General features: G+C 62.6%; 26 protein-coding genes, 1 tRNA gene and 2 pseudogenes. 20 read left to right on the top strand and 9 right to left on the bottom strand.

The genetic code is table 11. From position 1 onward, the window contains the following. Positions 1–122: 122 nt before the first annotated feature. Positions 123–1,094, bottom strand: coding sequence for a LysR family transcriptional regulator (locus tag EJI01_RS18245; RefSeq protein ID WP_126838542.1), 972 nt, complete (start codon positions 1,092–1,094; stop codon positions 123–125). A gap of 326 nt (positions 1,095–1,420) precedes the next feature. Between EJI01_RS18245 and EJI01_RS18240 the strand changes: the two genes are divergently transcribed. Together EJI01_RS18240 and EJI01_RS28805 are read left to right on the top strand one after the other, a co-directional pair. Then, a complete protein-coding gene (locus EJI01_RS18240) occupies positions 1,421–1,954 on the top strand; it encodes a tyrosine-type recombinase/integrase (protein WP_126838541.1) in 534 nt (177 codons plus the stop codon). Beyond that, the gene (locus EJI01_RS28805; RefSeq protein WP_185878966.1) at positions 1,951–2,244 is read left to right on the top strand and encodes a hypothetical protein; all 294 of its coding nucleotides are present in this window, start codon (positions 1,951–1,953) and stop codon (positions 2,242–2,244) included. Before EJI01_RS18240 ends, EJI01_RS28805 begins: the two co-directional genes overlap by 4 nt. 24 nt (positions 2,245–2,268) lie before the next feature. Here EJI01_RS28805 and EJI01_RS29345 read toward each other — a convergent pair. Continuing rightward, positions 2,269–2,463: pseudogene (locus EJI01_RS29345) on the bottom strand (efflux RND transporter permease subunit); the annotation flags it as partial. Between the two features lie 312 nt (positions 2,464–2,775). Between EJI01_RS29345 and EJI01_RS18235 the strand changes: the two are divergent. From EJI01_RS18235 to dsbD, 14 genes are all read left to right on the top strand, one after another. Continuing rightward, a complete protein-coding gene (locus EJI01_RS18235; RefSeq protein WP_260602508.1) occupies positions 2,776–4,176 on the top strand; it encodes a multicopper oxidase family protein in 1,401 nt (466 codons plus the stop codon). 315 nt (positions 4,177–4,491) lie between these two features. Continuing rightward, positions 4,492–4,947, top strand: coding sequence for a hypothetical protein (locus EJI01_RS18230; RefSeq protein WP_185878965.1), 456 nt, complete (start codon positions 4,492–4,494; stop codon positions 4,945–4,947). Positions 4,948–5,095: 148 nt separating this feature from the next. Further along, a complete protein-coding gene (locus tag EJI01_RS18225) occupies positions 5,096–5,437 on the top strand; it encodes a P-II family nitrogen regulator (RefSeq protein WP_126838539.1) in 342 nt (113 codons plus the stop codon). Positions 5,438–5,497: 60 nt separating this feature from the next. Continuing rightward, the gene (locus EJI01_RS18220; protein WP_126838538.1) at positions 5,498–5,752 is read left to right on the top strand and encodes a DUF2933 domain-containing protein; all 255 of its coding nucleotides are present in this window, start codon (positions 5,498–5,500) and stop codon (positions 5,750–5,752) included. A 45-nt stretch (positions 5,753–5,797) separates the two neighbouring features. After that, a complete protein-coding gene (petA, locus tag EJI01_RS18215; RefSeq protein WP_126838537.1) occupies positions 5,798–6,394 on the top strand; it encodes a ubiquinol-cytochrome c reductase iron-sulfur subunit in 597 nt (198 codons plus the stop codon). 15 nt (positions 6,395–6,409) lie between these two features. Continuing rightward, the gene (locus EJI01_RS18210; RefSeq protein ID WP_126838536.1) at positions 6,410–7,087 is read left to right on the top strand and encodes a c-type cytochrome; all 678 of its coding nucleotides are present in this window, start codon (positions 6,410–6,412) and stop codon (positions 7,085–7,087) included. After that, the gene (locus EJI01_RS18205) at positions 7,084–7,662 is read left to right on the top strand and encodes a TlpA family protein disulfide reductase (RefSeq protein WP_260602507.1); all 579 of its coding nucleotides are present in this window, start codon (positions 7,084–7,086) and stop codon (positions 7,660–7,662) included. Before EJI01_RS18210 ends, EJI01_RS18205 begins: the two co-directional genes overlap by 4 nt. Before the next feature lie 3 nt (positions 7,663–7,665). Further along, entirely contained in the window at positions 7,666–8,415 is a 750-nt protein-coding gene (locus tag EJI01_RS18200; RefSeq protein ID WP_126838535.1) for an SCO family protein, read from the top strand. Further along, a complete protein-coding gene (locus tag EJI01_RS18195; protein WP_126838534.1) occupies positions 8,313–9,227 on the top strand; it encodes a F510_1955 family glycosylhydrolase in 915 nt (304 codons plus the stop codon). Before EJI01_RS18200 ends, EJI01_RS18195 begins: the two co-directional genes overlap by 103 nt. After that, a complete protein-coding gene (locus EJI01_RS29340) occupies positions 9,220–9,354 on the top strand; it encodes a hypothetical protein (RefSeq protein WP_260602506.1) in 135 nt (44 codons plus the stop codon). Before EJI01_RS18195 ends, EJI01_RS29340 begins: the two co-directional genes overlap by 8 nt. A 41-nt stretch (positions 9,355–9,395) precedes the next feature. After that, the gene (locus EJI01_RS18190; RefSeq protein WP_185878964.1) at positions 9,396–9,752 is read left to right on the top strand and encodes a thioredoxin fold domain-containing protein; all 357 of its coding nucleotides are present in this window, start codon (positions 9,396–9,398) and stop codon (positions 9,750–9,752) included. Further along, the gene (locus tag EJI01_RS18185; protein ID WP_260602505.1) at positions 9,749–10,276 is read left to right on the top strand and encodes a peroxiredoxin family protein; all 528 of its coding nucleotides are present in this window, start codon (positions 9,749–9,751) and stop codon (positions 10,274–10,276) included. The genes EJI01_RS18190 and EJI01_RS18185 overlap by 4 nt, the downstream gene beginning before the upstream one ends. A 41-nt stretch (positions 10,277–10,317) precedes the next feature. Beyond that, entirely contained in the window at positions 10,318–10,869 is a 552-nt protein-coding gene (locus EJI01_RS29335; RefSeq protein ID WP_260602504.1) for a PCYCGC domain-containing protein, read from the top strand. A 109-nt stretch (positions 10,870–10,978) separates the two neighbouring features. Next, positions 10,979–12,868 (top strand): protein-disulfide reductase DsbD, encoded by a 1,890-nt coding sequence (dsbD, locus tag EJI01_RS18175; protein ID WP_126838532.1) that lies wholly within the window; start codon positions 10,979–10,981, stop codon positions 12,866–12,868. Between the two features lie 276 nt (positions 12,869–13,144). Here the strand turns inward: dsbD and EJI01_RS18170 are convergent. Further along, positions 13,145–13,549: pseudogene (locus EJI01_RS18170) on the bottom strand (copper-transporting ATPase); the annotation flags it as partial. A 65-nt stretch (positions 13,550–13,614) separates the two neighbouring features. Next, positions 13,615–13,827: a hypothetical protein gene (locus EJI01_RS18165; protein WP_126838531.1), complete on the bottom strand. Its 213-nt coding sequence runs from the start codon at positions 13,825–13,827 to the stop codon at positions 13,615–13,617. A 571-nt stretch (positions 13,828–14,398) separates the two neighbouring features. On the opposite strand from EJI01_RS18165, the gene EJI01_RS18160 reads away from it, so the two are divergent. Continuing rightward, positions 14,399–15,256, top strand: coding sequence for a methyltransferase, TIGR04325 family (locus EJI01_RS18160; RefSeq protein WP_185878963.1), 858 nt, complete (start codon positions 14,399–14,401; stop codon positions 15,254–15,256). 196 nt (positions 15,257–15,452) lie between these two features. Here the strand turns inward: EJI01_RS18160 and EJI01_RS18155 are convergent, their stop codons facing one another. Together EJI01_RS18155 and EJI01_RS18150 are read right to left on the bottom strand one after the other, a co-directional pair. Then, positions 15,453–18,821 (bottom strand): galactose oxidase-like domain-containing protein, encoded by a 3,369-nt coding sequence (locus EJI01_RS18155; protein ID WP_126838529.1) that lies wholly within the window; start codon positions 18,819–18,821, stop codon positions 15,453–15,455. 1,011 nt (positions 18,822–19,832) lie between these two features. Next, positions 19,833–20,285: a hypothetical protein gene (locus EJI01_RS18150; protein WP_185878962.1), complete on the bottom strand. Its 453-nt coding sequence runs from the start codon at positions 20,283–20,285 to the stop codon at positions 19,833–19,835. Positions 20,286–20,818: 533 nt separating this feature from the next. Here EJI01_RS18150 and EJI01_RS18145 point away from each other — a divergent pair. The 3 genes from EJI01_RS18145 (at position 20,819) to EJI01_RS18135 (ending at position 22,389) form a co-directional block, all read left to right on the top strand. After that, the gene (locus tag EJI01_RS18145) at positions 20,819–21,094 is read left to right on the top strand and encodes a hypothetical protein (RefSeq protein ID WP_126838527.1); all 276 of its coding nucleotides are present in this window, start codon (positions 20,819–20,821) and stop codon (positions 21,092–21,094) included. 413 nt (positions 21,095–21,507) lie between these two features. Further along, the gene (locus EJI01_RS18140) at positions 21,508–21,957 is read left to right on the top strand and encodes a hypothetical protein (protein WP_126838526.1); all 450 of its coding nucleotides are present in this window, start codon (positions 21,508–21,510) and stop codon (positions 21,955–21,957) included. 105 nt (positions 21,958–22,062) lie between these two features. After that, a complete protein-coding gene (locus EJI01_RS18135) occupies positions 22,063–22,389 on the top strand; it encodes a hypothetical protein (protein WP_126838525.1) in 327 nt (108 codons plus the stop codon). A gap of 272 nt (positions 22,390–22,661) precedes the next feature. Here EJI01_RS18135 and tnpB read toward each other — a convergent pair whose 3' ends face one another. The 3 genes from tnpB to EJI01_RS18115 form a co-directional block, all read right to left on the bottom strand. After that, the gene (tnpB, locus tag EJI01_RS29690) at positions 22,662–23,009 is read right to left on the bottom strand and encodes an IS66 family insertion sequence element accessory protein TnpB (protein ID WP_221885688.1); all 348 of its coding nucleotides are present in this window, start codon (positions 23,007–23,009) and stop codon (positions 22,662–22,664) included. After that, positions 22,982–23,069: transfer RNA gene (locus EJI01_RS18120), tRNA-Ser, on the bottom strand. Before EJI01_RS18120 ends, tnpB begins: the two co-directional genes overlap by 28 nt. A gap of 38 nt (positions 23,070–23,107) precedes the next feature. Then, entirely contained in the window at positions 23,108–23,770 is a 663-nt protein-coding gene (locus tag EJI01_RS18115; RefSeq protein ID WP_126838523.1) for a TetR/AcrR family transcriptional regulator, read from the bottom strand. Positions 23,771–23,772: the final 2 nt, after the last annotated feature.

Raw genomic sequence — 23,772 nt, 5'->3', positions numbered from 1 at the left:
CGAAGACGCACAGCAAAGGTGTCATTGAGAAACTCAATGCGGCAATTATTTTCAGATACACGTTTCTTGACTAGCGTGCAGAATGAACTTGAGTCATTCACTTTTCGTGGCAATCGCATCGTTCATTCGATGAAAGACATGCCGGCGGGGACTTCCGGCCGCCTGGTGCTCGAGACCGCCTCGACCTTCGGCCAAGGCGACCATTCCTGCATGCTCAGTTTCTCTACCGCCATATCGGCAAAGGCCGCTACCGCAAGCGGTCGTTGCTGGCGACTGGGGTGGACGACACTCAAGCCGCGACCGGCTCGCATGTATTGCGGCAGCACCGGCAGCAGTCTGCCAGCTGCAATGTCGGATGCCGTCAGGATCGACGGCAGCGCGGCAATGCCGAGCCCGGCGCACGCGGCCTCACGCAGGACCTCATGCATGTTGCTGTGGAAGCGCCCTCTCACCCTGACTTCGGTTTCCGCGCCCGATGCGTCCTGCAGACGCCATGTGACGTGGCCGCCGGAGTCCGCGTGTATCACGCACTCATGCTCGCTCAGTTCCTGCACGCTGGTCGGCGCACCGTGCTTCGCCAGGTAGGCAGGACTGGCGAGAAGTCCGCCATAGCTCGAGAAGATCCTTCGGGCAACATAGCTGGAGTCTCGCAAGGGTCCGACGCGGAACGCGACATCGATGCGCTCGGCAATGAGGTCGACCACGGCATCGCCGAGCACGAAGTCGATCCGCACCAACGGGTGCGCAGCGAGAAACTCCGTGACCCATTCCATCTTGAAGAATCGGAAAAAGTTCGCCGGAGCGGCCACGCGCAACAAGCCGCTCGGTCTCTGGCTTTCCGAGACATGCAACTGTCCGGCCTCGATCAACTCCTCGACCGCCGGACCGCACCGCTCACGCAATGATTCGCCGGCATTGGTCAGTGTTAGTTTGCGGGTCGAGCGCTGCATCAACCTGGTGCCCAGCCGCGCCTCGAGTTGCTGGATGCGCCGACTCAAGGTCGCCGAGGGCATGCACAAGCGCCGGGCTGCCTCGGCAAAACTGCCGCATTGCGCAACCTGCACAAACATGGCGACATCGTTCAGATCAAGCACGTGAACTCCTTCTTTTTGTTGATGTTGGGGGGCGATCCACTCGGGACATGGTTGGCGCCCGTGGCGCCCTTCCTCATGGGGGCAAGCGGTCGACAGCGGCCCTCCTGGCGATCGCGAGATCTGGGGGTCTGAAGGACTCGCACATCGGGGCGTCACCCGCTCGCTTCGGGCGGGGGTGGCCTCCGATGAACTCTGGAAGCGTCCGGCTACCGTCTCAACTCGAGCCGCATTGTAACCAAACAATACAATCTATCAGGGTTAACCCCTAATCCCGGACGATGGGTTAGGTTCGCTGGTCGATATGCCTTTGGATAGGGCCCGCGAACGTGCGCAGGAATGTCGAGTTCTCGATTGCCAATGGAATTGATCCAATTCAGCATCGAGAACAACAAAAAATTGCAAAAATTGCTGCCGCGATTGAACTGCAGCAAGCAAGCATGACATTCGAGGACTGCGCCCGAGAGTTCCACAAGGAACGCGCGGCCGAATGGAAGAACTTGAAGCATCGGGCTCAATGGATTAATACGCTGGTCGCATATGTCTTTCCTCTTTTCGGGAAAACCTCTCTCAAAGAGATCGGCAAGCGTGAAATTCTTACGACCTTGACGCCTCTCTGGAAAACCAAAGCAGAAACGGCTGATCGTCTCCTGCAGCGAATTCGAAAGGTGATGAATTACGGCGCCGCCAAGGACTATTGCCAGGGCGTCGACAGCGAATTCTGGGAACAGATCCGGATCGCGCTCGGCTCGAACGAGAAGGCACGCAAAGTCCAGCATCATCCTTCTTGCCCGCACTCCCAGGTGGGTGGTCGAGGGTTTGGAGCCGCTTGTCATACACCGCCGCCCAGTAAGCGCTCTTGACGCTGCCAAAGTTGAACGTCTTCGCGACGTCCTTGCGCACTCGTTTGCCGAACATGGTGATGGCCGTGCTTGTAGCCAATGAGATAGTTCTGCAGGATGCAGTTGACGATATCGACGGCGATATCGATACGCTCATGTGGCTCGTGTCCTCACTGGCCGCGCCGGTTGAAGTCCCGTCTGGCCTTCGCGTATCGGTTGCCCTTGTTCTTGCTTCGGTTGGCCTGGTTTTCGGCGTCGCAGGCATGGTCTCATTCTGGCGAGCAAGATCCTCGCGATCACTGTTTGGCTGATGCTTCGAACCAGCGCGCCTAGTGAATGGCGTGATCCAAGGAAGCGCCTGCATCCCGCAGATTTCGGATGAAGGAGACACCAAGCCGTAAGCACCGCCACGCCTGCCAGAACGACAAAACCCACAGCGGCTGTGATCGACAGCGGGATGCCGCGCAGCCAAATGCAAGGATGCCTCCCGTAAGGGCAAAGGGAATGTCCGTGAAGACGATCAGACGATCCGCTTTGCAGGCCGACGTTTTCGTGCTGATCTGGTTGGTCATCACCGCAACAAACCACTATGGCCGTGGGAGGCCGGATCACTGATTCACGAGGCGGTGATTGCCATGGAGTTCAAGGCATCTTCTGAGTAAATCGCGCGAAGCTACCACGCGCATCCGACCCTGCCGGGGGCCTTGCGAGAGGCACCCTCGCAGTAGAAGGCGGCCGCGTCCCTCACACCTGACCGCTTCAGCCGCGCAGATACGCTACGAGCATCTCGCAACATTGTGGCCAAACCGCGGCGGTGGTACCGTTCCCAGCGAGGTATCCGCGTGGAACGCCGTCAATTCCTGCAGCTCCTTCCATTCTCCGTAGCCGCTGCTGCCGGTTGCTCGGTCGTGCCAACTCGAGAGCAGCCGCGCGAGTTTCATCTGCGTGCGATGGAGGGACACGCTCTGCGTGATCCGGGCAAGCCTGGCGTCTTGGCTTGGACGTACAACGGCGGCGTCCCCGGTCCGCAGCTGCGCGTGCGGCAGCGCGATCGCGTGCGCATCCATGTCGAGAACTTACTGAGCGTGCCAACGACGGTGCATTGGCATGGCGTGCGCGTCCCGAACGCAATGGATGGTGTGCCGCATCTCACGCAACGCCCCATCGCGCCGGGTGAGCGGTTTACCTACGAATTCGACGCGCTCGACGCGGGCACGTACTGGTACCACTCGCACTTCAAGAGCTCGGAGCAAATGGAGCGAGGGCTCTACGGCATGATGATCGTCGACGAACCGGACGACCTGCCGTTCAGCCGCGATGTGACCTGGCTGCTTGACGACTGGAGAATCACCGCGTCTGGCAGCGTGAGCGAGACGTTCGGCAACGCGCATGACATATCGCACGCCGGGCGCATCGGAAATGTGGTCACGGTCAACGGGTCCATGCACGAGGAGTTTGCGATCCGAACAGGTGAAAGGATACGCCTGCGGCTCGCGAATGCCGCGAACGCACGCATCTTCGCGCTCAAGTTTCAGAACCACAGGCCCCTGATCATCGCTCTCGATGGACACCCGGTCCGTCCGCACGAACCTGTCCAAGACCGCGTGATCCTCGCCCCGGGTATGCGGTGCGACTTGCTGCTCGAAGGAAGCCAGCAGCCTGGAACGCGTCATGACGTGCAGGACCTTTTCTACCCCCGTGATGCCTACGTCCTCATGCAGCTCGTGTACGAGAACGAAGCTCGCGCCGCGGATCTAACGGCATTCACCCCCGCCCCCGCCAACCCGTTGCCGGAGCCCGATCTCACCTCGGCGGCCGTGCACGAAATCCGTTTCGAGGGCGGCATGATGGGCAGCCTGCATCGGGCACTTTTGGACGGGCAGCCCACCGACATGAGGGCGTTGCTGCGCCGCGGTAAAGCGTGGGCGGTCAACGGCGTCGTATCCGATGGACACGCGATGCAGCCTTCGCTGCACCTAAAGCGGGGGCGCAGCTACTTGTTTAGGATGAACAACGCCACCCGATGGCACCACTCGATCCACCTGCACGGCCACACGTTTCGCGTGCTGCGGCGCAATGGGAAGGCGACAGACCACCAAGAGTGGCAAGACACAGTGCTCATGGCGCCAGACGAGCACGTCGATGTCGCGTTTGTTGCCGACAACCCAGGGGACTGGATGTTCCATTGCCACATCGTTGAGCACATGGAGGGCGGGATGATGAGCGTCATACGCGTCCTGTGAACGATCTTGTGCCGTCTTCCCGAGAGCACCCGCGGCGCGGCTCTCAAGTAGCCCCGGATCCGGACCGGTTGCCCGATGGGGGATAGGGAACGACCTTCTGAAACGCTAGGCAGCGGCCAGCGTGTCCGATCCTCGATGAACGCGCCGAATGAGCGAGCGTCGGTGGATGTGGGCGCGCCGCGGAGGTGGTGGTGGCGCTGATAGTCGCTGTCACCGTCGCTTCTGGGCTTGTTCGCCGGTGCTGCTCCCATGCCCCGGATTGACGCGGCGCAACATCGTTGCAGGCAGGGAACTGCTTCCCTTGCCGCTGCTCAAATGATCGTCATGACCATCCTGCCCTCCTGGCGCTCGATCTGTAGGCTGTTGATCGGTGTGCTGATGCTCACGCAGCTGGCGATCGCTGCCCATGCCTGCGCCGGCTTGTCGCGCATGGACATGCCTGCGCGGGACCGGAACGCCGATGCCGCCGTCACGATGGCCGGCAGTGGCATGGTCGGCATGAGTACGCCGGACCTCGGCGCCGCTGCAGATCAGGGCGACGGCATGGACCCCAAGCTGTCGAATCTTTGCGTCGCGCACTGCCAATACGGACCACAGAGTGCAGACCACGCCCAGGCGCTTGCCATGCCTGCGGTTCTGGCAACCTATCTCTACACGCTCCCACCGCTCGGTGAGGTTGCCGTGAACGCAGGACTTCCCCCTGGGCCGGGGCGTCCACCTGCCGCGGCGGAGCCGCCGCACGCCATCTTGCACTGCTGCTGGCGCATTTGACCCGCATCTGACGCGTGTGATGGCGACCTGACCGGTCGTATCGGCACGCGCGTCCGCACGATGCTCGGGCCGGCGCGGGTCGAATCGCCCGTCCGAATTTCCGCCACTTCTTGCTGTCGATCAGACAGCCGAAAACAGCGAGGAAATCATGAACTTCAAATATGTCGTGGCAATTGTCCCGCCCGAGGCGATGAAGTCGCTGAGCGCGAAGCTCAGGAGCATTGGCGTCGAAGGGATCACGCTGACGAAAGTAAAGGGCTTCGGCGAGTACAAGAATTTCTTTACCGATGACCTGCTCAGCGAGCACATCAAGATCGAGATCTTCACGGAGGACTCGAAGGTGGAGTCGCTGCTCGGCACCTTTTGGGAAGTTGGCAGGGCCGATATTCCCGGCGCAGGCATCGTGGCGGTGATGCCGGTGGACAGGTTCCTCCACCTTCGCACCGGCACCGAGGTCTTGCCAGTCCGGCCTGCTCCAAAGGCCCTCTAACCGGCGAACGCAAAGAGGGCTCGATCCCTCGCTGCGACGCCCCATCTCAAAGGATTCATCATGAACTGCGATTTCAAGACGATGATCAAGATCGCTGTCGGCTTCGGCGCTGCGCTCGCAGCTGCGTACTTCGCGGTACCCGCGGCCCACGCGTTCATTCTGGCCAGCGCACCGCTCTTGCTCGCACTTGTCTGTCCCATTGCGATGATCCTCATGATGAAGGGCATGAACGGCAGCAAGAACGATGAGAGGTCCAAGCTCGACGAAAGCAAGATGAAGTCCGGGCTCGGCGAAGCCGACCCGGACAGGGCTTAGCGAGCGCGTCGGAGTGCGCGTTCGCGCCCACCCAGGAAACCCCAGATGTCACAGACGGCAAACCCCAGCGACCCTGCACGTCGCCGTTGGGTCACGGCCTGCTCCGCGGCCGGCAGCGTTGGCATCCTCGCGACAAGCGTGCCCTTCGTCGCTTCGATGGCCCCCAGCGAGCGAGCGCGCGCCTTCGGCGCGCCCGTGGAGGTGGACGTCGGAACCGTCAAGCCGGGCGAGCTAAGGACCGTGGAGTGGCGCGGCAGGCCGGTGTGGGTGCTGCGCCGCAACGCGGACATGCTCGCAGCCTTGCGTAGCCACGACGGCCTCTTGAGCGACCCGCGTTCGACCCGGCAGGGGCAGCAACCGGGCTATGCACGCAATGACCTGCGTTCGGTGAAGCCCGACATCGCCGTGCTGGTGGCGATCTGCACCCACCTGGGTTGTGTCCCGATCTTCAGGCCGGAACCAGGCGCCCCCGACATCGGCGCGGCATGGCCCGGCGGCTTCTTTTGCCCCTGCCACGGATCGAAGTTCGATCTCGCAGGCCGTGTCTTCAAGAACGTGCCCGCGCCCAGCAATCTCGAAGTGCCGCCGCATCGCTACACCGGCGAGTCGAGCCTGCTTGTCGGCGAGGGCCCGGTGGCCTGATCGAGGAGGTGCCAGATGATGCTTGCCAGCTTCGGCCACATCGTTCTTCTGGGAGTCGTCGGGGGCTTCTCATGGGTCGCTCCGTCCCATGGCGCCGGAGACGTCGAGCGCGGCGCGCGGGCATCGCGTGCCTGCATGGCCTGCCATTCGTTCGCGCCAGGGCGTCACATGACCGGTCCGAGCCTGGCCGGCCTGTGGAACAGCAGGGCCGGCACCGCCGCCGGGTTCGGCCGCTATTCGGAAGCGCTGAAGCGCTCGGAGATCGTCTGGAACGAGAAGACCCTGGATGCGTGGCTACGGAACCCGGCCGCAATGATTCCGAACAACACGATGCTCTTCGCCGGCATACCGGACCGCGGCACGCGCGACGATCTGCTGGCCTATCTGCAGGCCGTGTCCGAAGGCCGGGTGCCGGCGCCGGACCGAGGGCTGCCGAACCTCAAGCGCGTCGATGCGTCCCGCGAGGTTGCCGCGATCCGCTACTGCGGCGATGCCTACCGCGTCGTCACCGGCGACGGCAAGAGCCGCGTCTGGTGGGAATTCAACCTGCGCTTCAAGACGGACGGCAGCCCCGACGGCCCGTCGGCCGGCAAGCCGGTCATCGTCGCCAGCGGCATGCAGGGAGACCGGGCTGCGGTCGTCTTCTCGCGCCCCGAGGAGATCTCGGCGTTCATTCGCAAGGAGTGCCCGTGACGATCCGAAAGCGATGGTTCGTGCTCGCCGCCGTGGCGGCGATCCTCGGTGCCTTTCCAGTGCTGCGCCTGACGCGTGACGCACGGCCCGCCGATCCCGACCTCGTGCTTCATGCGCGTCCGAAGGAGATGGCGAATCTGCGGTTCTCGGACGGTGAAGGAAAGCCGACGAGCTTGGCCGCCTTCCGCGGCAGGTTCGTGCTGCTCAACGTGTGGGCCACCTGGTGCCCGCCGTGCGTGGAAGAAATGCCGACCCTGGATCGCCTGCAGGCCACGCTGGGCGGGCCGGGCTTCGAAGTCGTTGCACTCTCGGTCGATCGCAGCGGTCTGCCGGTCGTGCGGGACTTCTTCGATCGCACCGGCATCAAGCACCTGCAGCCGTACATGGACACCTTTGGCGACACGCTGTCGAATCTCGCCGCGACCGGGGTGCCGCTGACGCTATTCATCGATCGGGAGGGGCGCGAAATAGGCCGCAAAGCCGGTCCGGCCGCGTGGGACGACCCGCGGATGGTCGAGCTGATACGCGGCCGCATGGCGGCTGATTCAGCGCCATCGCAACCAGCACGAGGATAGGCCATGGTTCTGAGAGCATTTCTTGTCGTCGCGCTGGCGTTACTCGTGGCAGCCTGTGGCGAGCGCGCGAGCGGCCCGGCATCGCCGTTCAAGTCGACCGATATTTCGAAGGTCGAATGGGGACAGGACTTTCACCTGACCGACCACAACGGCCAGCCGAGGAGCGTCGCCAACTTCAGGGGAAAGGTGGTGCTGCTGTTCTTCGGCTTCACGCACTGCCCGGACGTGTGCCCGACGACGATGGCCGACATGGCACGCGTGGTCGACAAGCTCGGCCCCGACGGCCAGCGCGTGCAAGGCTTGTTCGCCACCGTGGATCCCGCGCGGGACACGCCGCAGGTGCTTGCGAAATACGTGACCACCTTCCACCCGAGCTTTCTTGGCCTTTACGGCGACGCGGGCACAACCGCGTCGCTGGCCAAGGAGTTCAAGTTCTTCCACGACGCGCAGGCCGCCGACGCCCAGGGCCACTACATGGTTACACACGGAAGCGCAGTCTATGTCTACGACCCGCGTGGCCGCTTGCACCTGCTGATGGGCGCCGAGAGGACCGTCGACACCATGGCGGCCGACGTCGCGCGGCTGCTGCGGGGGGTGACGAACGAGCCGATGGCCGAACAACACCTTTTCATCAACATCAAGGATTCGACATGCAGTTCATCAACAAGTACAGATTTCACGCTCTCCTGCTCATGCTGGTACTCGGCGTGTCCGCGGCGATTCGTGTCCACGCCGGCGAGCCTGTCACCCTGATGCACGTTCACGGCCTGGCCTATAGCGCGGACGGCAAGCGACTCATGATTCCGAGCCACCACGGCCTGGCCGTCTTCGAGAACGGACGTTGGTCGAAGGCCGCCGGGCCGGCGCACGACTACATGGGCTTCTCGGCCACGCGCGACACGCTGTACAGCAGCGGGCATCCCGCGCCGGGATCGGGCTTGACCAACCCCTTCGGCCTGATCAAGAGCAGCGATGGCGGCAGCACCTGGCAGAAGCTCGGGCTCGAGGGCGAATCGGACTTCCACACGCTGGCGACAAGCTACGGCACCAACGCGGTGTACGTGTTCAACCACGCACCGAACTCCCGCATGCCACGAGCCGGGATCCACCACACGAGCAACGACGGCCTCAAGTGGACGCGCGCCGCAGCCAGGGGACTGGGCCGCGAACTCAACAGCCTGGCCGTACACCCCACCGACGCCAGCATCGTCGCCGCCGGTACGGCCGACGGGCTCTACCTGTCCCGGGATTCGGCCGAGACCTTCGAGCGGTTGGCCGGCGGCCAGCGCGTGCTTGCCGAGGCCTTCGATCTCGATGGACAGCACCTGTGGTTCGGCACGTATTCGGGCAAGGCGACGTTGGCGCGGATCGCCTTGAAGGCCGGCTCCAAACCGGAAGAGCTGCCGATTCCGGCCCTGACCGAAGACGCGGTGGCGTACATCGCGCAGAACCCCGTGCGGCGCAGCGAAATCGCGATGGCCACCTTCAAGCGAAGCGTGTTTCTCAGCAAGGACCAGGGGCGCACCTGGTCGCGGCTTGCACAGAACGGGGTGACCCATGAATGACTCCAAGAAAGGTATGGCGATGAAGATCGTGGTGAACGTGCTTGCCGTCATCGGCGGCATCGCGGTGCTCAGCGTCATCGGCATGGCGCTGATGCATGCCGGAGTGATGGGCGGTCCGGGCTGCTGAGGGGCCAGTGTCCCCGCAGCCACGCTACATCGGAGACCACCGTGAATCGACTGGGCGATCAAGCGGGTCAAGGGCAGTGGTGCGGGCAGGATCGCCATCTTCGAGGATCCCGACTGTCCGTACTGCAAGGCGCTGGCCATCCGGACGCGACCGCGAGGTCCAGGGCGGTCTGGTGCGCCAGAGACCGAGTCAAGGCATGGGACGAGGTCATGCGCACCATCGCGCCCGCGGCGGCGGCGGCGGACTGCGACAACCCGATCGGGAAGATCGTCGAATTTGCGAAGCGGCACCGCATCACCGGCACACCGACGACGATTCTTGCGGACGGGCGCCGACTGGTCGGCGCCGTACCTCGTGCCGAGCTGGAAGCACAGCTGCAGCAGGCGGCGAAACGATGAGCCATGACGAGGAGCAGTCGATGAACGGGTTTGCCATGGGCCGCAGGGTGCTGGCGATCATGCTCGGCATCGCGTTAGTGGCCGGCGCTGCCTACGTGTTCCTTTCCCGGCCGTTGAAGGTCGCGTACGTCACGCTCGATGGCGAGGCAACGAGCACGCGGTGTCTGCGCGGCAAGGTCGTGTACGTCGTCTTCTGGGCCACGAGTTGCGCCACCTGCATCAAGGAAATGCCGGACCTGGTGAAAACGTACGAGCGCCATGCGCCGCGCGGCTTCGAGCTGATCGCCGTCGCGATGGCATACGACCCGCCGGAATACGTTGCGAACTACACGCGCAAGCACGGGCTGCCCTTCAAGGTGGTGCTCGACAAGGACGGTTCGATCGCCGCGGCGTTCGGCGGCGTGAACCTGACTCCCACCGCAGTGCTGATCGACAAGCGCAGGAGGATCCTGAGCCGATTCGTCGGCGAGCCCGACTTCGGCGGGTCGCTCCACGCCGCCATCGAGCGCGAGCTTGCCAGCTGATGGTCACCCCCGGCACAGAACCTCATGAAGGAGACGACACCATGAAACATCGCCGCAATCTATCCAAGGCTCGATCGCCAGAACCGCGCGCTACGCAGCGACCGCGACGCCACCGCGCGGTCATCGCGGCCATGATGCTGGGACTGGCCGGTGTTCTGCTGCTGGTGATCTGGCTGGTTCCGGTCCGGCCGGCGCCGCAACAGGCTGCGAATACCGACCGCGCACAGACATTGGCCGAGTCGGGCTGGACCGTGGGCATGCTGCGCCCCGACGGCTTGCGCATCATTCCGACCGGGCGGGAAGACGCGTCGACCGTCCTTGACCCGCAACACTTCTCGCAGGCGGAGGTCCGCCACGGCTATTGGATCGCCACCCAGATCCCGGCGGTGTTGAACAAACTCTATTGCTGGTGCGGCTGCGAGAACCGTGGCGTCCATCGGTCGAACCTCCAGTGTTTCGAGGATCGGATGGCCGAGGATTGCCCCGTGTGTCTCGGGACCGCCGAGATCGCATACGACATGACGAAAAAGGGCATCACCGATGCCGCGATGATTCAGGCCGCAGTCGACGTCCACTGGGGACCGAACCGGTGAACTCGAGGTCGATAGCAGCATGACACCCGGCACACATCGGCACTGCGCAGACTCGATCGCGCCGCCGGCACCCTCTGCACCGCTACTTCGCAGTGCTTGGGCAAGTGCGATGCGTGGCCTGGTCTGGTTGATTTTTGCCGCGTCCACCGTCGCGTTTGCGCAAGGCGAAACGCCCGGCCCCGGTCCAGCGCCGCAGTCCACCACGGCGCCAGCAGCGCCGGGCCCGCTGGATTCGATCCGGAAGTGGTTGGGCGGCTCCGGCGCGCAGCCTGAGCTGCTGCCACCGGAGCAGGCGTTCCGCCTTGCGGTGCGGAAGAAGGATGCGAACACGCTCGTCGCAGAATTGACGCCAGCCAACAACTACTACCTCTACCGCGATCGCATCAGCTTCAGCATCGCGGATCCCCCAACGGTATCCGTCTCCAGCGTGTCGCTGCCGAAGGGCGACCCGAAGGCCGATCCGACGTTCGGGACGGTGGAGGTGTTCCACCGCTCCGTCGAGGCCGTCATCGCCCTGAGGCACGCACAGGGTCAGGTGAACCTGGTCCAGTTGCGCGCCACGTATCAGGGCTGCAACGAGCCGCTGGGCGTCTGTTATCCGCCGATCGAGAAGACCGTGACGGTGGCGCTATCCAGCGCGACCGCCGCCGGGGGCTCTTCGACGGGGCAGCTTGCCGATGCAGCGGCTTTGCCAACGGCGGATATGTCGGACGAAGGCCGCATTCGACAATTGTTCGCGCGCGGCGGGACCTGGGCGCTGGTGGCGGCGTTCTTCGGCTTCGGGGTTCTGCTCGCGTTCACGCCGTGCATGCTGCCGATGATTCCTATCCTGTCCGGCATCATCGTGGGCCAGGGGCAGCAACTGACACGGCGCCACGCCCTCGGCCTGTCGGCGGTCTACGTGCTGGCGATGGCGATCACCTACGCGCTGGCCGGCGTGGCGGCCGGGCTCGCCGGCACGCTGCTGTCGGCCTACCTGCAGAACGCATGGGTGCTCGGCAGCTTTGCAGCCATCTTCGTGCTGCTGGCACTGTCGATGTTCGGCCTTTACGAACTGCAGTTGCCTGCCGCGATACAGAACAGGCTGGCCAACGCAGGCAGCCGGCACAAGGGTGGCAGGGTGGCGGGTGCGTTCCTGCTTGGCGTGTTCTCGGCGGTGATCGTGGGGCCCTGCGTTGCCGCCCCGCTGGCGGGGGCCTTGCTGTACATCAGCCAAACGCGCGACATCGTTTTGGGCGGCACGGCGTTGTTTGCGATGGCCCTCGGCATGGGTGCGCCGCTGCTCGTGGTCGGCGCCACGACCGGAACCTTGCTGCCCAAGGTCGGCCCGTGGACGGCGTCAGTCAAGCGGATCTTCGGCGTGATCATGCTGGCGGTGGCGATCTACACGATGTCGCCCGTGATTCCGGTCGTCGTGCAGCAACTGCTTTGGGCGGCCTTGCTGATCGTGCCCGCCATCTACCTGCACGCTATCGATCCGTTGCCCGCCGATGCGCCGGGGCATAGGCGCCTGTTCAAAGGCGCGGGCGTGCTGGCGCTGGTGACTGGCATCGCTATGTTGGTCGGGGCGCTGTCGGGCCATCGCGAGATCCTGCAGCCGCTGGCCGGCCTTCGCGGCACAGGCAGCGTTGACCGCCGAGAACTCGCGTTCCAGCCCGTGAACAGCGTCGCCGATCTGGAGAATCGCCTGGTTGCGGCGCGAGGCCGGACAGTCATGCTGGACTATTGGGCCGAGTGGTGCGTGTCGTGCAAGGAAATGGACAGGTTCACATTCAGCGATCCGCGCGTCCAAGCCCGATTGAAGGACACGATGCTGCTTCGCGCCGACGTCACCGCCAACACCGCGGACCATCGCGCCTTGCTCGAACGGTTTTCGCTGTTCGGCCCACCCGGCATCGTGTTCTTCGACAAGACAGGCGAGGAGGTCGCGTTCCGGGTGATCGGATACCAGCAGCCGGAGAAATTCCTCGCATCGTTGAACCGGGCGCTTGCGCCGTGATCGCGAAACGCCTGCAGGACAAGCAGTAGGGCTTGGTCGCGGCGAGTGCTGCTGCGCCAAATCGATTGGCGTGGGACGGCATGTGTCAGCGCGAGCCCCTCGCGACGACGTCTCATCGTGCTGTCGTCGCGTTGATGTCTGGGAGCTTCTGCCTTGGCCAGGCATGCTGGCCAGCGTGTCGGGGTGGAATGTTGCGTGCTGGAGCGATATCCCACGCTGTTCCCGCCACCGGTGCATCAGCGCAAACGCAGCGCGAATACGGCCATCGTCCAGGCTTCACGACGTGTTGACCGCGCCCGACACCTTGGCGCGACTGCCCTTCAAACGCAACGCATTGGTGATGACCGATGCCGAACTCAAGCTCATGGCCAATGCCGCAATCATGGGTGACAGCAGCCGACCCGTCAGGGGGTAAAGCAGCCCGGCAGCCAGAGGGATGCCCACGGCGTTGTAGACGATGCGAACCCGAGGTTCTGCTTCATGTTGTGGATCGTGGCCTCCGAGATCGCGCGCCTGCGCGATGCCTCGAAGATCGCCTTTCACGAACGTGACCTGTGCGCTGTGCATTGCCACATCGGTGCCCGTTCCCACGGCGACGCCGACATCGGCTTTGGCGAGTGCGGGTGCATCGTTGATTCAGTCACCGGCCATCGCAACGACGCGACCCTCTCGTTGCAGGCGTTCGAATGGGCGCCGATTTGTAGCGCGTTAGCGTGAAAAGCCTAACATTGAGTAGCTCTTTTGTATTACATCCGACTACAATCGGTCCAAATCTGCACGCAATCGGTCATACAACACACGACGGATGAAAGATGCGCCTTCGGCTTGTCCTTCTGCTCCTCATGGCGTCGGCCCTCGCGCAGGTCTTCGTCATCGGTGGCCGGGCCAGCGCATTCGGTGAATCGAAAGAAACCACGCACGCGATGCTCCATTGGCTGGGCCTGGCGCATCACCATCACGACGACGGCTCCGTCACGCAGGATGATTCCGAAGAGTCGTTACAGCACGTCGTCGCGGACGGCGTATTGAGCGCATCCGCCATTTGGTTTGTGGCTCCCGTTTCATTGCCTTCCGGTAAGGCAGTACGTCCTATCGCCACCGTCCGACTCGACGCACCTTGGCCGCATCTCGCCGGTCCTAGACGACCTCCACGACGCACGACCTGATAACGCTGCGGCTCGCCCGCTCGCGCAGGTAGCCCGTTCTCAGTTTGGCGAACGCTTGGGTCGGACGACCCGCGCCTTGGCTAGCCCATGGCGTGCCCTCGCAAGGGGGAGCTTCTTGAGTTCATTCCTTGTCTTGCGGACTGCTCATGCAGGCCGCCTTCGGGTGCGCTTTGGCGCGGCGGACGCGCAAGCGCTCCAGCGGGCTGCTCAGTCCAGTGGAAGCGGAACGCCAGGAAACTTTGGGACCAGCATGTCCCAAGTCGCAGCCCCTTCGTCGTCGAAGCGCTGCGCCCAAGTTCCGGCTGAGGGAGCGATTCGGCTCCGCTCAGACGGAATCACTAACGAAAGCAATGAGGAGCCAAAGATGTCTTCCTTCAGCCCAGTCGAAATCGTCCGTCGAATCCTTGATGAACCTTTAGTCCGACCTGCGCACTTGCAGTGGCGGCGCCGGCAGTTCCTGTCCCGAGATGGACACGGTTCCCATTTCGGTGTGTTCGACAGCTTCAAGGCCGCGCGCGCCTGGCTGCCCCCCAGTCCGGAGTTCGATCACCCGGCTTTGGCCGCTGAGTACGTGGACGTGCGGACGAAGAAGGTGTTCTCTTACGACTATCCGGTCATGTGGTGGCTCGACCGCGCCCTGCGTGACGGAGCGAGCACCGTTTTGGATATCGGCGGCTCTGTCGGCGTTCACTACTACGCCTACGGGCGGTACTTCCATATGCCAGATGCGCTGAGATGGCGGGTCGTAGAGGTGCCGACAATGGTCTTGATAGGCAAGAACCTGGCGGCGCAAACCGGCACTGCGGCCTTGAGCTTCAGCGAGAACCTTCATGAGTCCGTCGGGACTGCCTCTGACGACGTCTGGATCTCTGCGGGCGCAATTCACTACTTTGAGGATGGACGGCCAGACCAGCTTCTCAAAAAGTGTGTACGTCGGCCACAGCACATCCTGTTGAACAAGCTCCCGCTCTACAACGGGGAGGACTTTGTCACCGTACAGAACATCGGTGAAGGGGCCTTCGCTCCATTGCATGTCTACAACCGCGCTCGGTTCATTCAGGACATCAAGGCGCTTGGATACACGCTCTGGGACAAATGGGCCGTTCAGGAGCGCTCCATGGACCTGCCTGGCTATCCCGAACGCTCATTTCCAAGTTTCACCGGCTTGTATTTCGTGGATAGCGCAAGAATGTTCAAGGGATCCAAACCATTGCTTTCTTGATGGGCCCAATCCAACGCGGGCCTGGCTTCTAACCAGCGTCGCGCTAGCCATCGAACGACGCGGTCTCCCGAGCCAGCGGAGCAGCGCCAGCGGGGTCGCGCCACCGCCGGTTCACCTATGGCCAGGTCAACTCTGGGGACCACTTGGTCTTAGATCAAAGACAAAGTGCTAGCGCAGGGTCGACAGCTCAATGGAGTCACGCGGTTACCCGCACCCAGCGACCCATCGATGGAACGCGACTGGCGTTGAGAATGAACAGCAGATACCAACCCGGTGGAGCTAGGTTGGCGTTCGGTGGCATGTCCACGTTGATCACCCCAGCGCCCATGCCGCTCACGACGCACTCGAGGCCGCGCTGTGACATGTTGAAGCCGTGCGTCACCGTACCGGAGCGCAGCAGAACAACCTCGGTTACGTCGGCAGCGTTGGGCGTATCGATGTTGAACGTGATGCCATAGTTGAGGGTCGCAGGCGCGGCTGAGATCACCGGGCGAAGCATGTCGAAGTAGTCCGGGAAGAAGCGCTCGTGCGGCGTCGGTGCACCGCCGGCTTGCGGATCGCCACCTCCGAGGATGCTGCCGTCGGCGAGAAGGATGAATGAGGAGTGATACGTCCGGATGTACTTCATCGGCGGCCCGATCACCCAGCCCGCGCCGGGGTTGCGAGGATCGAAGATTTCGCAGACGCCGCCGTCGGCGCCGCCGCTTACTCCGCCTGCGATGAACACGCGCCCGTCGGGCAGCAGCGTGGCGGTGAGCTGCTCTGCTCGCGGAATGCTCAGATCGGGCAGCGCAGTCCATGCGGGCACCGCAGCAGCCAGATCGATCATTTCCGCCGTCTCCTGGGCTGCTGGAGGGTTTCCGCCAATGATGTAGACGACGGGCTTGTAGTCAGGAGGCCGCATCATGAGCAAGACCGAGGTGCCTTTTTCGCCACCGGTGCTGCGATTCCCGTGGATGGTTGCATAGGACTCGGCAGCAGCTGGCGCACCCAGGTCGAAGCGATGCGTTGGATCGTGCGGCCCGGCAATGAACAGGCGGCCGTCCGGCAAGACGTAGGTCCAGGGGTAGTACTGATGGTGGTTCATGCCTGCCGGCATGGCAATTGGCGCCGCCCATCCTGCTCCCTGCGTGTACAGCTCGATTGATTTTGACGCCGACCCATAGAGCGTTGCCGCTTTGCCGTCTGTCAGCGTCAGCGTGGTCGAGTAAAAGCGGTCGTGGGCAGTGTCCTCCACGCGAGTCCAGGCGAGTGTGGCCGGTTCGAAGATGAACGACTTGTTCGGCGAGAAACCCCCATGGATCAGCACAGTGCCGGCCGGCGTGTCGAGCACGGTGTGCTCTGCCGACCACATATTCGAGGTGTTTACGTCCAGCCCCGGGTCGTCTGCGGGCTGATTGGCAGGCAGCATGTAGCTTCCAGCCGGTGTCGAGTAGTCCCAAACTCGCGATTGATCGGCTCGGGTGTAGCCCCAGTAGAGCACCCGCTGGGTGTTCGGCAGCAGCACCGAATGCATGAACGCGACTTCCGGCGTACCGGTCACTTCTTCCCAGCGCCCCGTGCCATGCCCATGGCACGGGTGCGGATCGACGTCCGGACACGAGTTCGTGCCATCGTCCAGAGGCAGCCCGGTGCGATGGCTGATCTCGTGCGCCATGTCATCGGTCAACCATATGCTCTGTCGCGCGCGCACCAGGCCCACCATACCGTTCATCATGTGATGGTGCACATGGCAGTGAAAGACGAAGTCGCCTTTCAATCTGCGCAGCGTCGCCCCGGGCGGGCGGTGTGCCGGATCCTGCGCCTTCTCCTCATCGGCGTTGAGTAAGAGCACCGGAGGGATCTCGGATTCGACAATGAACGACTCGGCGGGCCCAATGCTGCGGATGTCCATGTTCTGGCCCCCAAACCGCCAGCGCATCGCGTGCGGATGAAAGTTGTGCCAGTTCAGGCTTGTGTCGAGGTTGAACACATACCAGCGGATGCGCTGGCCGCTGCGGCCCACGATGGTCGGTGAGTTGCCGACGAAGCCGCGCCCATTGATGCAATGCGTGGCTATCGCCGCGCCCTCCTTGGACGTGGCGGTATGGTGAAAATCGCTGTCGTTGATCCACTTGACGGTTCCACCCACCCCTACCGTGATCTCCGCAGGGCTGAAGGCCATGGGCGGGCCGCCTGTGATGGTGACGGTTACCGGGTCGGGCCCGCCGGGAACCACGTGGACCACGCCGGTCATCTCCGGGTGGTGGCGACAGAAGTACTCGTAGTCGCCTGCCGTGTCGAAGACGATGTCGGCTTCGCCACCGAGTTCTTCGATGTCATCGGTGTCGAACACCGGTTTGCCCTCGGGGTTGGCCATGACGTGGAAGAACACCGGCACGTGATCGGTGTTGATCACGGGCCGCGGCAGCGCGAGTTCCTTCAATGTGAACTCCTCCAAGAACTCGAGATGCTGCTCCAACAGTTGACGCGTCTCTCCCTTGAGCCGCCGTAGGTGAATGTGCGGTGCGACTTTGATGATGGTCTCTTCGTCGAAATCGAGCTTCTCCGGCACGCGCTGGTCGACCAACACCGGGAGCCGCTCGAGCCGTTCGATGTCGAGATAGATCGGTCGCAGCAGGTGCCAAGGGAAGCGGAAGCGGCGCGGCGGGCGGTCGCAAGGCCCAAGCACTACGATGCCCCCGAACAGCCCCTGGTCGATTTTCGTGTCCATGGGGTGCGTGTGATCGTGGAAGGGCCAGGCCCCAAGTGCATCGTCGGGGACTTCGAAGGTGTAAGTCCAAGTCTGGCCCGGACAGATCGCGTCGGAGCGCCCTCCATGGTGGGCGGCCTCTGTGCCGAAGGGCCATGAACCATCCGAGTCGATGCCGTAGCGCAAGCCGTGCACGTGCAACGAATGCGAGACGTCATCGGTGTTCCACACATGAATCTTCAGCAGCTGGCACGGGCGCGTGTAGATCACTGTGCCCGGGACGCGGTGCGAATAGGCCGGTTCGTTGATGTCCGCCGCAATGAGCTTGTCGGGCTTCGGAACCAGGTAGCCCGAATCGAGATACTCGCGATACACCACGGCCGTCAACGTTCTGGCATCGATCTCGGCCTGCGGGATCAGGGCATTCTCATGGCCGTGATTGCGCATGCAGTCGCGCCCGTACTGCACTGGCGGCACCACTTTGTCTTGTGGCTTGACGGGGCAGTAGTTCTCGATCCGCTCGATCTTGAGATAGATGTGCCGTTCGTCGCACACCGGCGGACTGGGCAGGGATGCATTGATCTCCACGCCCGTCTGCGGGTTGCGTACGTTCCAAAGTACCGAGCCTTCGGTGGACGCGAGCAACTCGTTGTAGCAAAAGACCTTGAAGTAGAGATCTGGCCAGTTGTCGAAGAACACGTCGCGGAACGCGCTGTCGTCGAAGGGGATCGAGAAGGCTCCGTCACTGATCGTCGTGGCCGAACCCAGATAGTCGTCGAGCAGGAAATCCTTGTCCCAAGCTTCGACCCGAACCCCGCCGATCCCATCGCCGGTGAATTGATCGATCACGCGTCCTCTGATCATGTAGCGCATGGGAAGCCTCCCTCATTGAGGGTGAGAGGCCGGACACTATCGCCTCCGGAGGAACGCCGAAAGGGCGCCGGCCTGCTTGCTTCAGTCTAGGCATTTGCGGTTCGCGCGCGTCCCTCATTCGGTGGATTTGGCAAGGCATTCGATCTATGCCACCTGTCGCGATCGTTGGGTCATGCTGCCCGCGCACTTGCAAAGAAACGCTCCCGATGTCTTCTCGGCGCCGGCACCATGATGCCGATAATCATGGTGCTGACGCGAACGAGGCTCCAAAGGCGCTGCAGCAGCAGCTGGGCCTGGCATTGGCGTCGCGGAGGACGGCTATGTGCCAGTCGCAGCACGTCTGACCGGGAGCGGCGACTACTACATCAATTCAAAGGATGGACCAGGCGACCCCCTCTACCGCGTTTATCACGACGCAGTGGATGAACGTGGCTACCAACCTGATGAAGCGATAGCGCTCGCGCTGAAGTCATACGAGGGATTGCTCGCTCATCGCGCTTCATAAGAAGCGCCGGTCCTACTCCACCACGTACCTCACAGGCGCAATCCGGCCAAGGCGACGCTGGGCGGTCAAGTCCTCGTGCTGCGCAGGCGAAAGAACGAGATGTCGGGCATGCCGCCGGCAGCACTGCTGGCCTGCCTAGGCCCGCGTGCCTCAATCTTCCTGTGGACTCGATCTTGACACCGTGCAGGACTGGCATCCGTCGGGCTGCCGCTATAAGCCATGAACAACGAGCGTGTCATTCGAGGTGGGGACGAATAGGGACGTCTCCCCGACTCGGCTGAATCGATATTCTTTGCCGTTGATCACAATGGATCTCATGTTCGTCCATACCCGGTATTCGTAACCGCCCGCGATGGGCATCGCTTGAAGGACCCTGAACGCCGGCGGCACATTCACCTGAAAGCTGAGATGGCCTGTTGCACGACCGGCTCTCACGCTCGACTCCGCCGCGCAGAGCAAGGGCAGCAGGAGCATTGTGAAAAAAATCCTCTTCACGTCGGCATAGCCTATGTACCGCGCGGGGGCGCACCGCCTCGACCTCCGGGGCCCTCATTCGCAGCAGGATCTGAAAGAACGAGCGCCGCGCGGTAGGCGGTGCGACCTGCTATCTTGGCGTCAGAGGCCAGCTTCCTCCACCGCCGGTCACGTTCGCTCGGCGACTGGTTCGGTGGTTGTTCAATCAGTGACTGACAGATGGCGAGCATTGCCATGGACGATGTCAGGCAGAAATGGATGGCCGAGAGCGTGGGCCGTGTCCGATAGCTTGCCTGCTCCTTGCTGCGGATGCGCTCTTCTTCATTCGGACTAAGAGAAAGCAGATCGGTCGGTGCAGTGAACGGTACATCGGGCTCGCTGTCCAGAATATCGTGGGACGCCTGCTCAATGGCATTCACCGCCTTTTCCAACAACACCAACGAGCTCGAGGATGTAGCCATGAGTTCCTTACCCTTGTTCGTCAAGGAATCGTGAGCCCTTGATCGGGTCCACCGCAACCGCTCAGAATTTTGCGAAGCACCCCTTCAGTGCCTACTCCAATTCGATGAGACCGCTCTCGATCCAGACCTTGCCTTCTTCATTCAAGGCGAAGAAGAGCGCCTTCTCTCAGGAGAGCTTCGACCATCGACTCGGGAGCGCCCGCGCCACCGTTCCTGCATCCAAATCGTGGGGCACCATTTTCAGCATTTCACTGCGCTTGCTCACGCTTCAACTCGCTCCACGTTCCCGTTCGAACGTAGGCCTTATCGTACGGCTTTGATGGGCGGCACACCTGTATTTGGGGTTTCGGTCCTACATTGAAAACGTGTGTTTCTGGCGAAGTTGGCCATGATCAGCGCGCATGCTCGGAGGGCCGCATGCTGGCATGAAGTCCAAAGTCCTCAGATCAATCGACTCCAGCTGAGGCGGCCCATCGAGTGGCTCAAGCCGCGGGTTGCGCTCAGTAGAGAAGCCTGCAGAATGAGTTTCCTGAGCACCAGAGTGAGTCCTGCCGACCATGACCGTCACGAGCGATGAGATCACGGCTCTGAGAGCTGACTTCAAGCGATCACACCGCCGGCCAGCGCGAGCCCTGGCCGAGCTACTGCTGCTCGGCAATGCCGTTCTGGAAGATCATGAGTTGCTTGAAGGCGAATTGGGAAATGCTTTCGAGCGGTTTATCTTGGAGTCCTTAAGCCAGCAAGGCGTCGAGGCAGGTGAGTTCGCAGCGGCGGTGCTTGCGCTCGGCAAGCTTCGCGCGACCCTTGCCGAGCTTCAGAGCATTCCCGACTAAGTGTGCAACCATGGCCCTGATCTTCAACAACTGCGACGAGGAAAAGGGCCAACGCAATGGCATTACGTTCATGAAGATGCTGTTGGCGCACGGATGAGCGAAATACAGAGCCGCGGCGCGCGTTCCTACAGTCCTGATGGGTTGACGAACCATGCTTCAGCTCGGCAGCTCGACAGCACGCCGGCGCTGGTAGAGGTGCTTCACGGCCCGCTGAAACTCGGCGGTTCCTCGATGCCGGCGGCTGTCGCTATGTCATCGGCGGTTCTCCAGTCCAAGACTTTGGCGCAATTCCGCGCTCACGCGTCGTTCGTGGGATGACGTCCTAAGTTTCTAAATTGGCCTTCAGTCCGCAAAGAGGCGAACCTTTTACGTAGGACGATTTCACAGAATTTGGCAGCGTCTACTTTGATTCCTTGCTCTCCGATATAAGGAAGCATCCCGGATGCGATCAACCTTTCTGGGCCAACATTGAAACGGCTAAGAAGATGGACGAAACCGATACTGCAGGAGATTTGATTCGGGCTGCAATCGCAGCCGTCGAGAGGGCAAGGGAGCATGTCGTCGGCGGGCGTGGAGGTGTTCCGTTTTTCAGCCCGACCGATCTGGGTGCATTGACGCCTGCCGCCCAGGACGAAGCGTTGCGCCTCGAGGCGAGAGCCCATCGGGCGCGCCCAGAATGGGTAGCGATCGAGTGCTGTCTGACCTCATCAAGTCAACTGCTCGAGGTCAGCCGCTCGCTCCTTCACGGACCCGCCGCTCGCCCGCAGGAGCAGATCGGCCATCGCAAGAAGTTGGTGAACGAGGTCAAGGTGGCGGGCCGTGGAGCCTACCGCGCTGCACTCATCCTGTCCGGCACGGACTGAGTTCAAGATGCAATCCAAGTCCATGCCGCTCGTTGACAACGGAATCAGCATCCACGAGCGATCTGACGCAACGCATGGGCGGGTGTTCGGCAGGAGGAGCCAACAATGACCATCGAGAGGTTGTCAGCTCTGAGGGCCTACCTCCAACTGGTGCTGATGAGCGCACCCGACAATTTTCCGAAGTCGGGGCCGTTCACCAGCAATGCCCCACTGGACTTGGCGCATGCGTTCCGAGACCTTCGGGGAGCGGTTCGGCACTTTGAAGCCGAATATGGTGCCGAGCGCATAGAGATCGTCGACGCCCTGCTGGGGGCAGCTCATGAGTGCTACGCGGCAGGAGAGAAAGGCAAGGGCGTGCGGCTCCTGCGAGACGTCATTGAGATCCTGTTCCCGAAGCGCTTTGCGAAAGAGGATACGCCGAAGGAGGCGTGAGGATGCGATTGCCTTACTGCGATGGACCTTCAGCCACTTGGCTGTTAAGCACTCAACGGTCAACCGCCCCCGAAATTCGCGTGAGACTTATCAAGGGCTCGCAGAGGATGCTGGGGTACTGGCGCCGGGAGCGCCGATCTCAGATGAGCTCATGGCCTTCGCCGAAGCCATCGGTCGGCTATACAGAGAATGGGAACGGCGTGAACAGCAGAAGGGTTGGGCCTCACCCATCTGACCGCTTCTGCTGATGCCAGTGCCGCACGGTTTCAAGATCAAGTCCACAGGAGGAAGATTCGGGCACGCGCGGCGCAGGCAAGCCGAGCACCAGCGCGTTGAATTGATCGCGCGTGAGGGTGAGCTGGATACTGGATACTGGATACTGGGTACTGGGTAGTCGCGCTCGTTGCTGGCCAGGCGAAGCGGCCTTCATGCAGGCGCCGCGCGCACAGCCAGAGACCGATCCCGTCGTGGACGAGGATCTTCATCCGATTGGCGCGTCGATTCGCAAACAGGTAGGCCTGATGCGCTGCGTAGCGCCGAACACCTTGACCACTCTCGCCAGCGCCGAGCGTCGATGAGAGACATCGACAACTGGCGGAGAGTGTGAGATTCGAACTCACGGACGGTTGCCCGTCGGCAGTTTTCAAGACTGCTGGTTTAAACCACTCACCCAACTCTCCGGACTGTCTTCGGCTTGCGCGAAGGCATGCGGGCGATTTTAGTCGCCGGGCGAAGTCGGGGCCCAGCCGCGCATCACCAAGTCGACGATGCCCTGTGCCCACGCGCGGCGCTCTTCGGGGCCGGCGAGCGGCTTGGAGATGAAGAAACGCACGCCACCGAAGGCCAGCGTCGATAGCTGCACCGCCGCCAGCTCGGGCGCGGGCACATGCAGCTTTCCGGTGCGGTGCGCCTCGGCCAAATAGTCGACCACCGGCGCGAGCACATAGCTGTTCTCGGCATAAAGCGACTTCGCAAGTTCGGGAAAGCGCACCGCCTCCGCAATCACGAGGCGCAGCAACGCCAGCGTCTTCGGCTCGGTCGCGCCGAGGTACATGCGCTCGACCAGGTCGAGCAGAACCTGCTTCTCGTCGGCGTCGTGCCGCACGAGAGTGGCCTGCATCGTCTCGCGCGCATTGCTGACGGCACGGTGCACGACCTCCCGGAACAAGGCTTCCTTGTTCTCGAACTGCCGGTAGATGGTGATCTTGGCAACGCCCGCATCGCGCGCGATCGCCTCGATGCTGGTGGCGGCATAGCCGTTCTCGAGGAAGGACGTCAACGCAGCGGCAAGGAAGGATTCGCGCAGCGCCGCCGCCTGCTCGGGGCTCGGCCGTCCGCGCGATCTGCGCTGCGTCTCTTCCGGGGATATTCGGTTCGGCATGG

The sequence above is a fragment of the Variovorax sp. MHTC-1 genome, assembly GCF_003984645.1.
Lineage (GTDB): Bacteria > Pseudomonadota > Gammaproteobacteria > Burkholderiales > Burkholderiaceae_C > Variovorax.
Note: the sequence above shows the minus strand (reverse complement) of the source record. Positions and strands in the feature narration are given on the sequence as shown.

What these genes read in the sequence shown, in the direction of transcription:
- EJI01_RS18230 (WP_185878965.1), top strand. Translation starts at nt 4,492, where the DNA reads ATGATCGTCATGACCATCCTGCCCTCCTGGCGCTCGATCTGTAGGCTG.
- EJI01_RS18225 (WP_126838539.1), top strand. Translation starts at nt 5,096, where the DNA reads ATGAACTTCAAATATGTCGTGGCAATTGTCCCGCCCGAGGCGATGAAG.
- EJI01_RS18220 (WP_126838538.1), top strand. Translation starts at nt 5,498, where the DNA reads ATGAACTGCGATTTCAAGACGATGATCAAGATCGCTGTCGGCTTCGGC.
- petA (WP_126838537.1), top strand. Translation starts at nt 5,798, where the DNA reads ATGTCACAGACGGCAAACCCCAGCGACCCTGCACGTCGCCGTTGGGTC.
- EJI01_RS18210 (WP_126838536.1), top strand. Translation starts at nt 6,410, where the DNA reads ATGATGCTTGCCAGCTTCGGCCACATCGTTCTTCTGGGAGTCGTCGGG.
- EJI01_RS18200 (WP_126838535.1), top strand. Translation starts at nt 7,666, where the DNA reads ATGGTTCTGAGAGCATTTCTTGTCGTCGCGCTGGCGTTACTCGTGGCA.
- EJI01_RS18195 (WP_126838534.1), top strand. Translation starts at nt 8,313, where the DNA reads ATGCAGTTCATCAACAAGTACAGATTTCACGCTCTCCTGCTCATGCTG.
- EJI01_RS29340 (WP_260602506.1), top strand. Translation starts at nt 9,220, where the DNA reads ATGAATGACTCCAAGAAAGGTATGGCGATGAAGATCGTGGTGAACGTG.
- EJI01_RS18185 (WP_260602505.1), top strand. Translation starts at nt 9,749, where the DNA reads ATGAGCCATGACGAGGAGCAGTCGATGAACGGGTTTGCCATGGGCCGC.
- EJI01_RS29335 (WP_260602504.1), top strand. Translation starts at nt 10,318, where the DNA reads ATGAAACATCGCCGCAATCTATCCAAGGCTCGATCGCCAGAACCGCGC.
- dsbD (WP_126838532.1), top strand. Translation starts at nt 10,979, where the DNA reads ATGCGTGGCCTGGTCTGGTTGATTTTTGCCGCGTCCACCGTCGCGTTT.
- EJI01_RS18160 (WP_185878963.1), top strand. Translation starts at nt 14,399, where the DNA reads ATGTCTTCCTTCAGCCCAGTCGAAATCGTCCGTCGAATCCTTGATGAA.
- EJI01_RS18155 (WP_126838529.1), bottom strand. Translation starts at nt 18,821, where the DNA reads ATGCGCTACATGATCAGAGGACGCGTGATCGATCAATTCACCGGCGAT.
- EJI01_RS18145 (WP_126838527.1), top strand. Translation starts at nt 20,819, where the DNA reads ATGACCGTCACGAGCGATGAGATCACGGCTCTGAGAGCTGACTTCAAG.
- EJI01_RS18135 (WP_126838525.1), top strand. Translation starts at nt 22,063, where the DNA reads ATGACCATCGAGAGGTTGTCAGCTCTGAGGGCCTACCTCCAACTGGTG.
- EJI01_RS18115 (WP_126838523.1), bottom strand. Translation starts at nt 23,770, where the DNA reads ATGCCGAACCGAATATCCCCGGAAGAGACGCAGCGCAGATCGCGCGGA.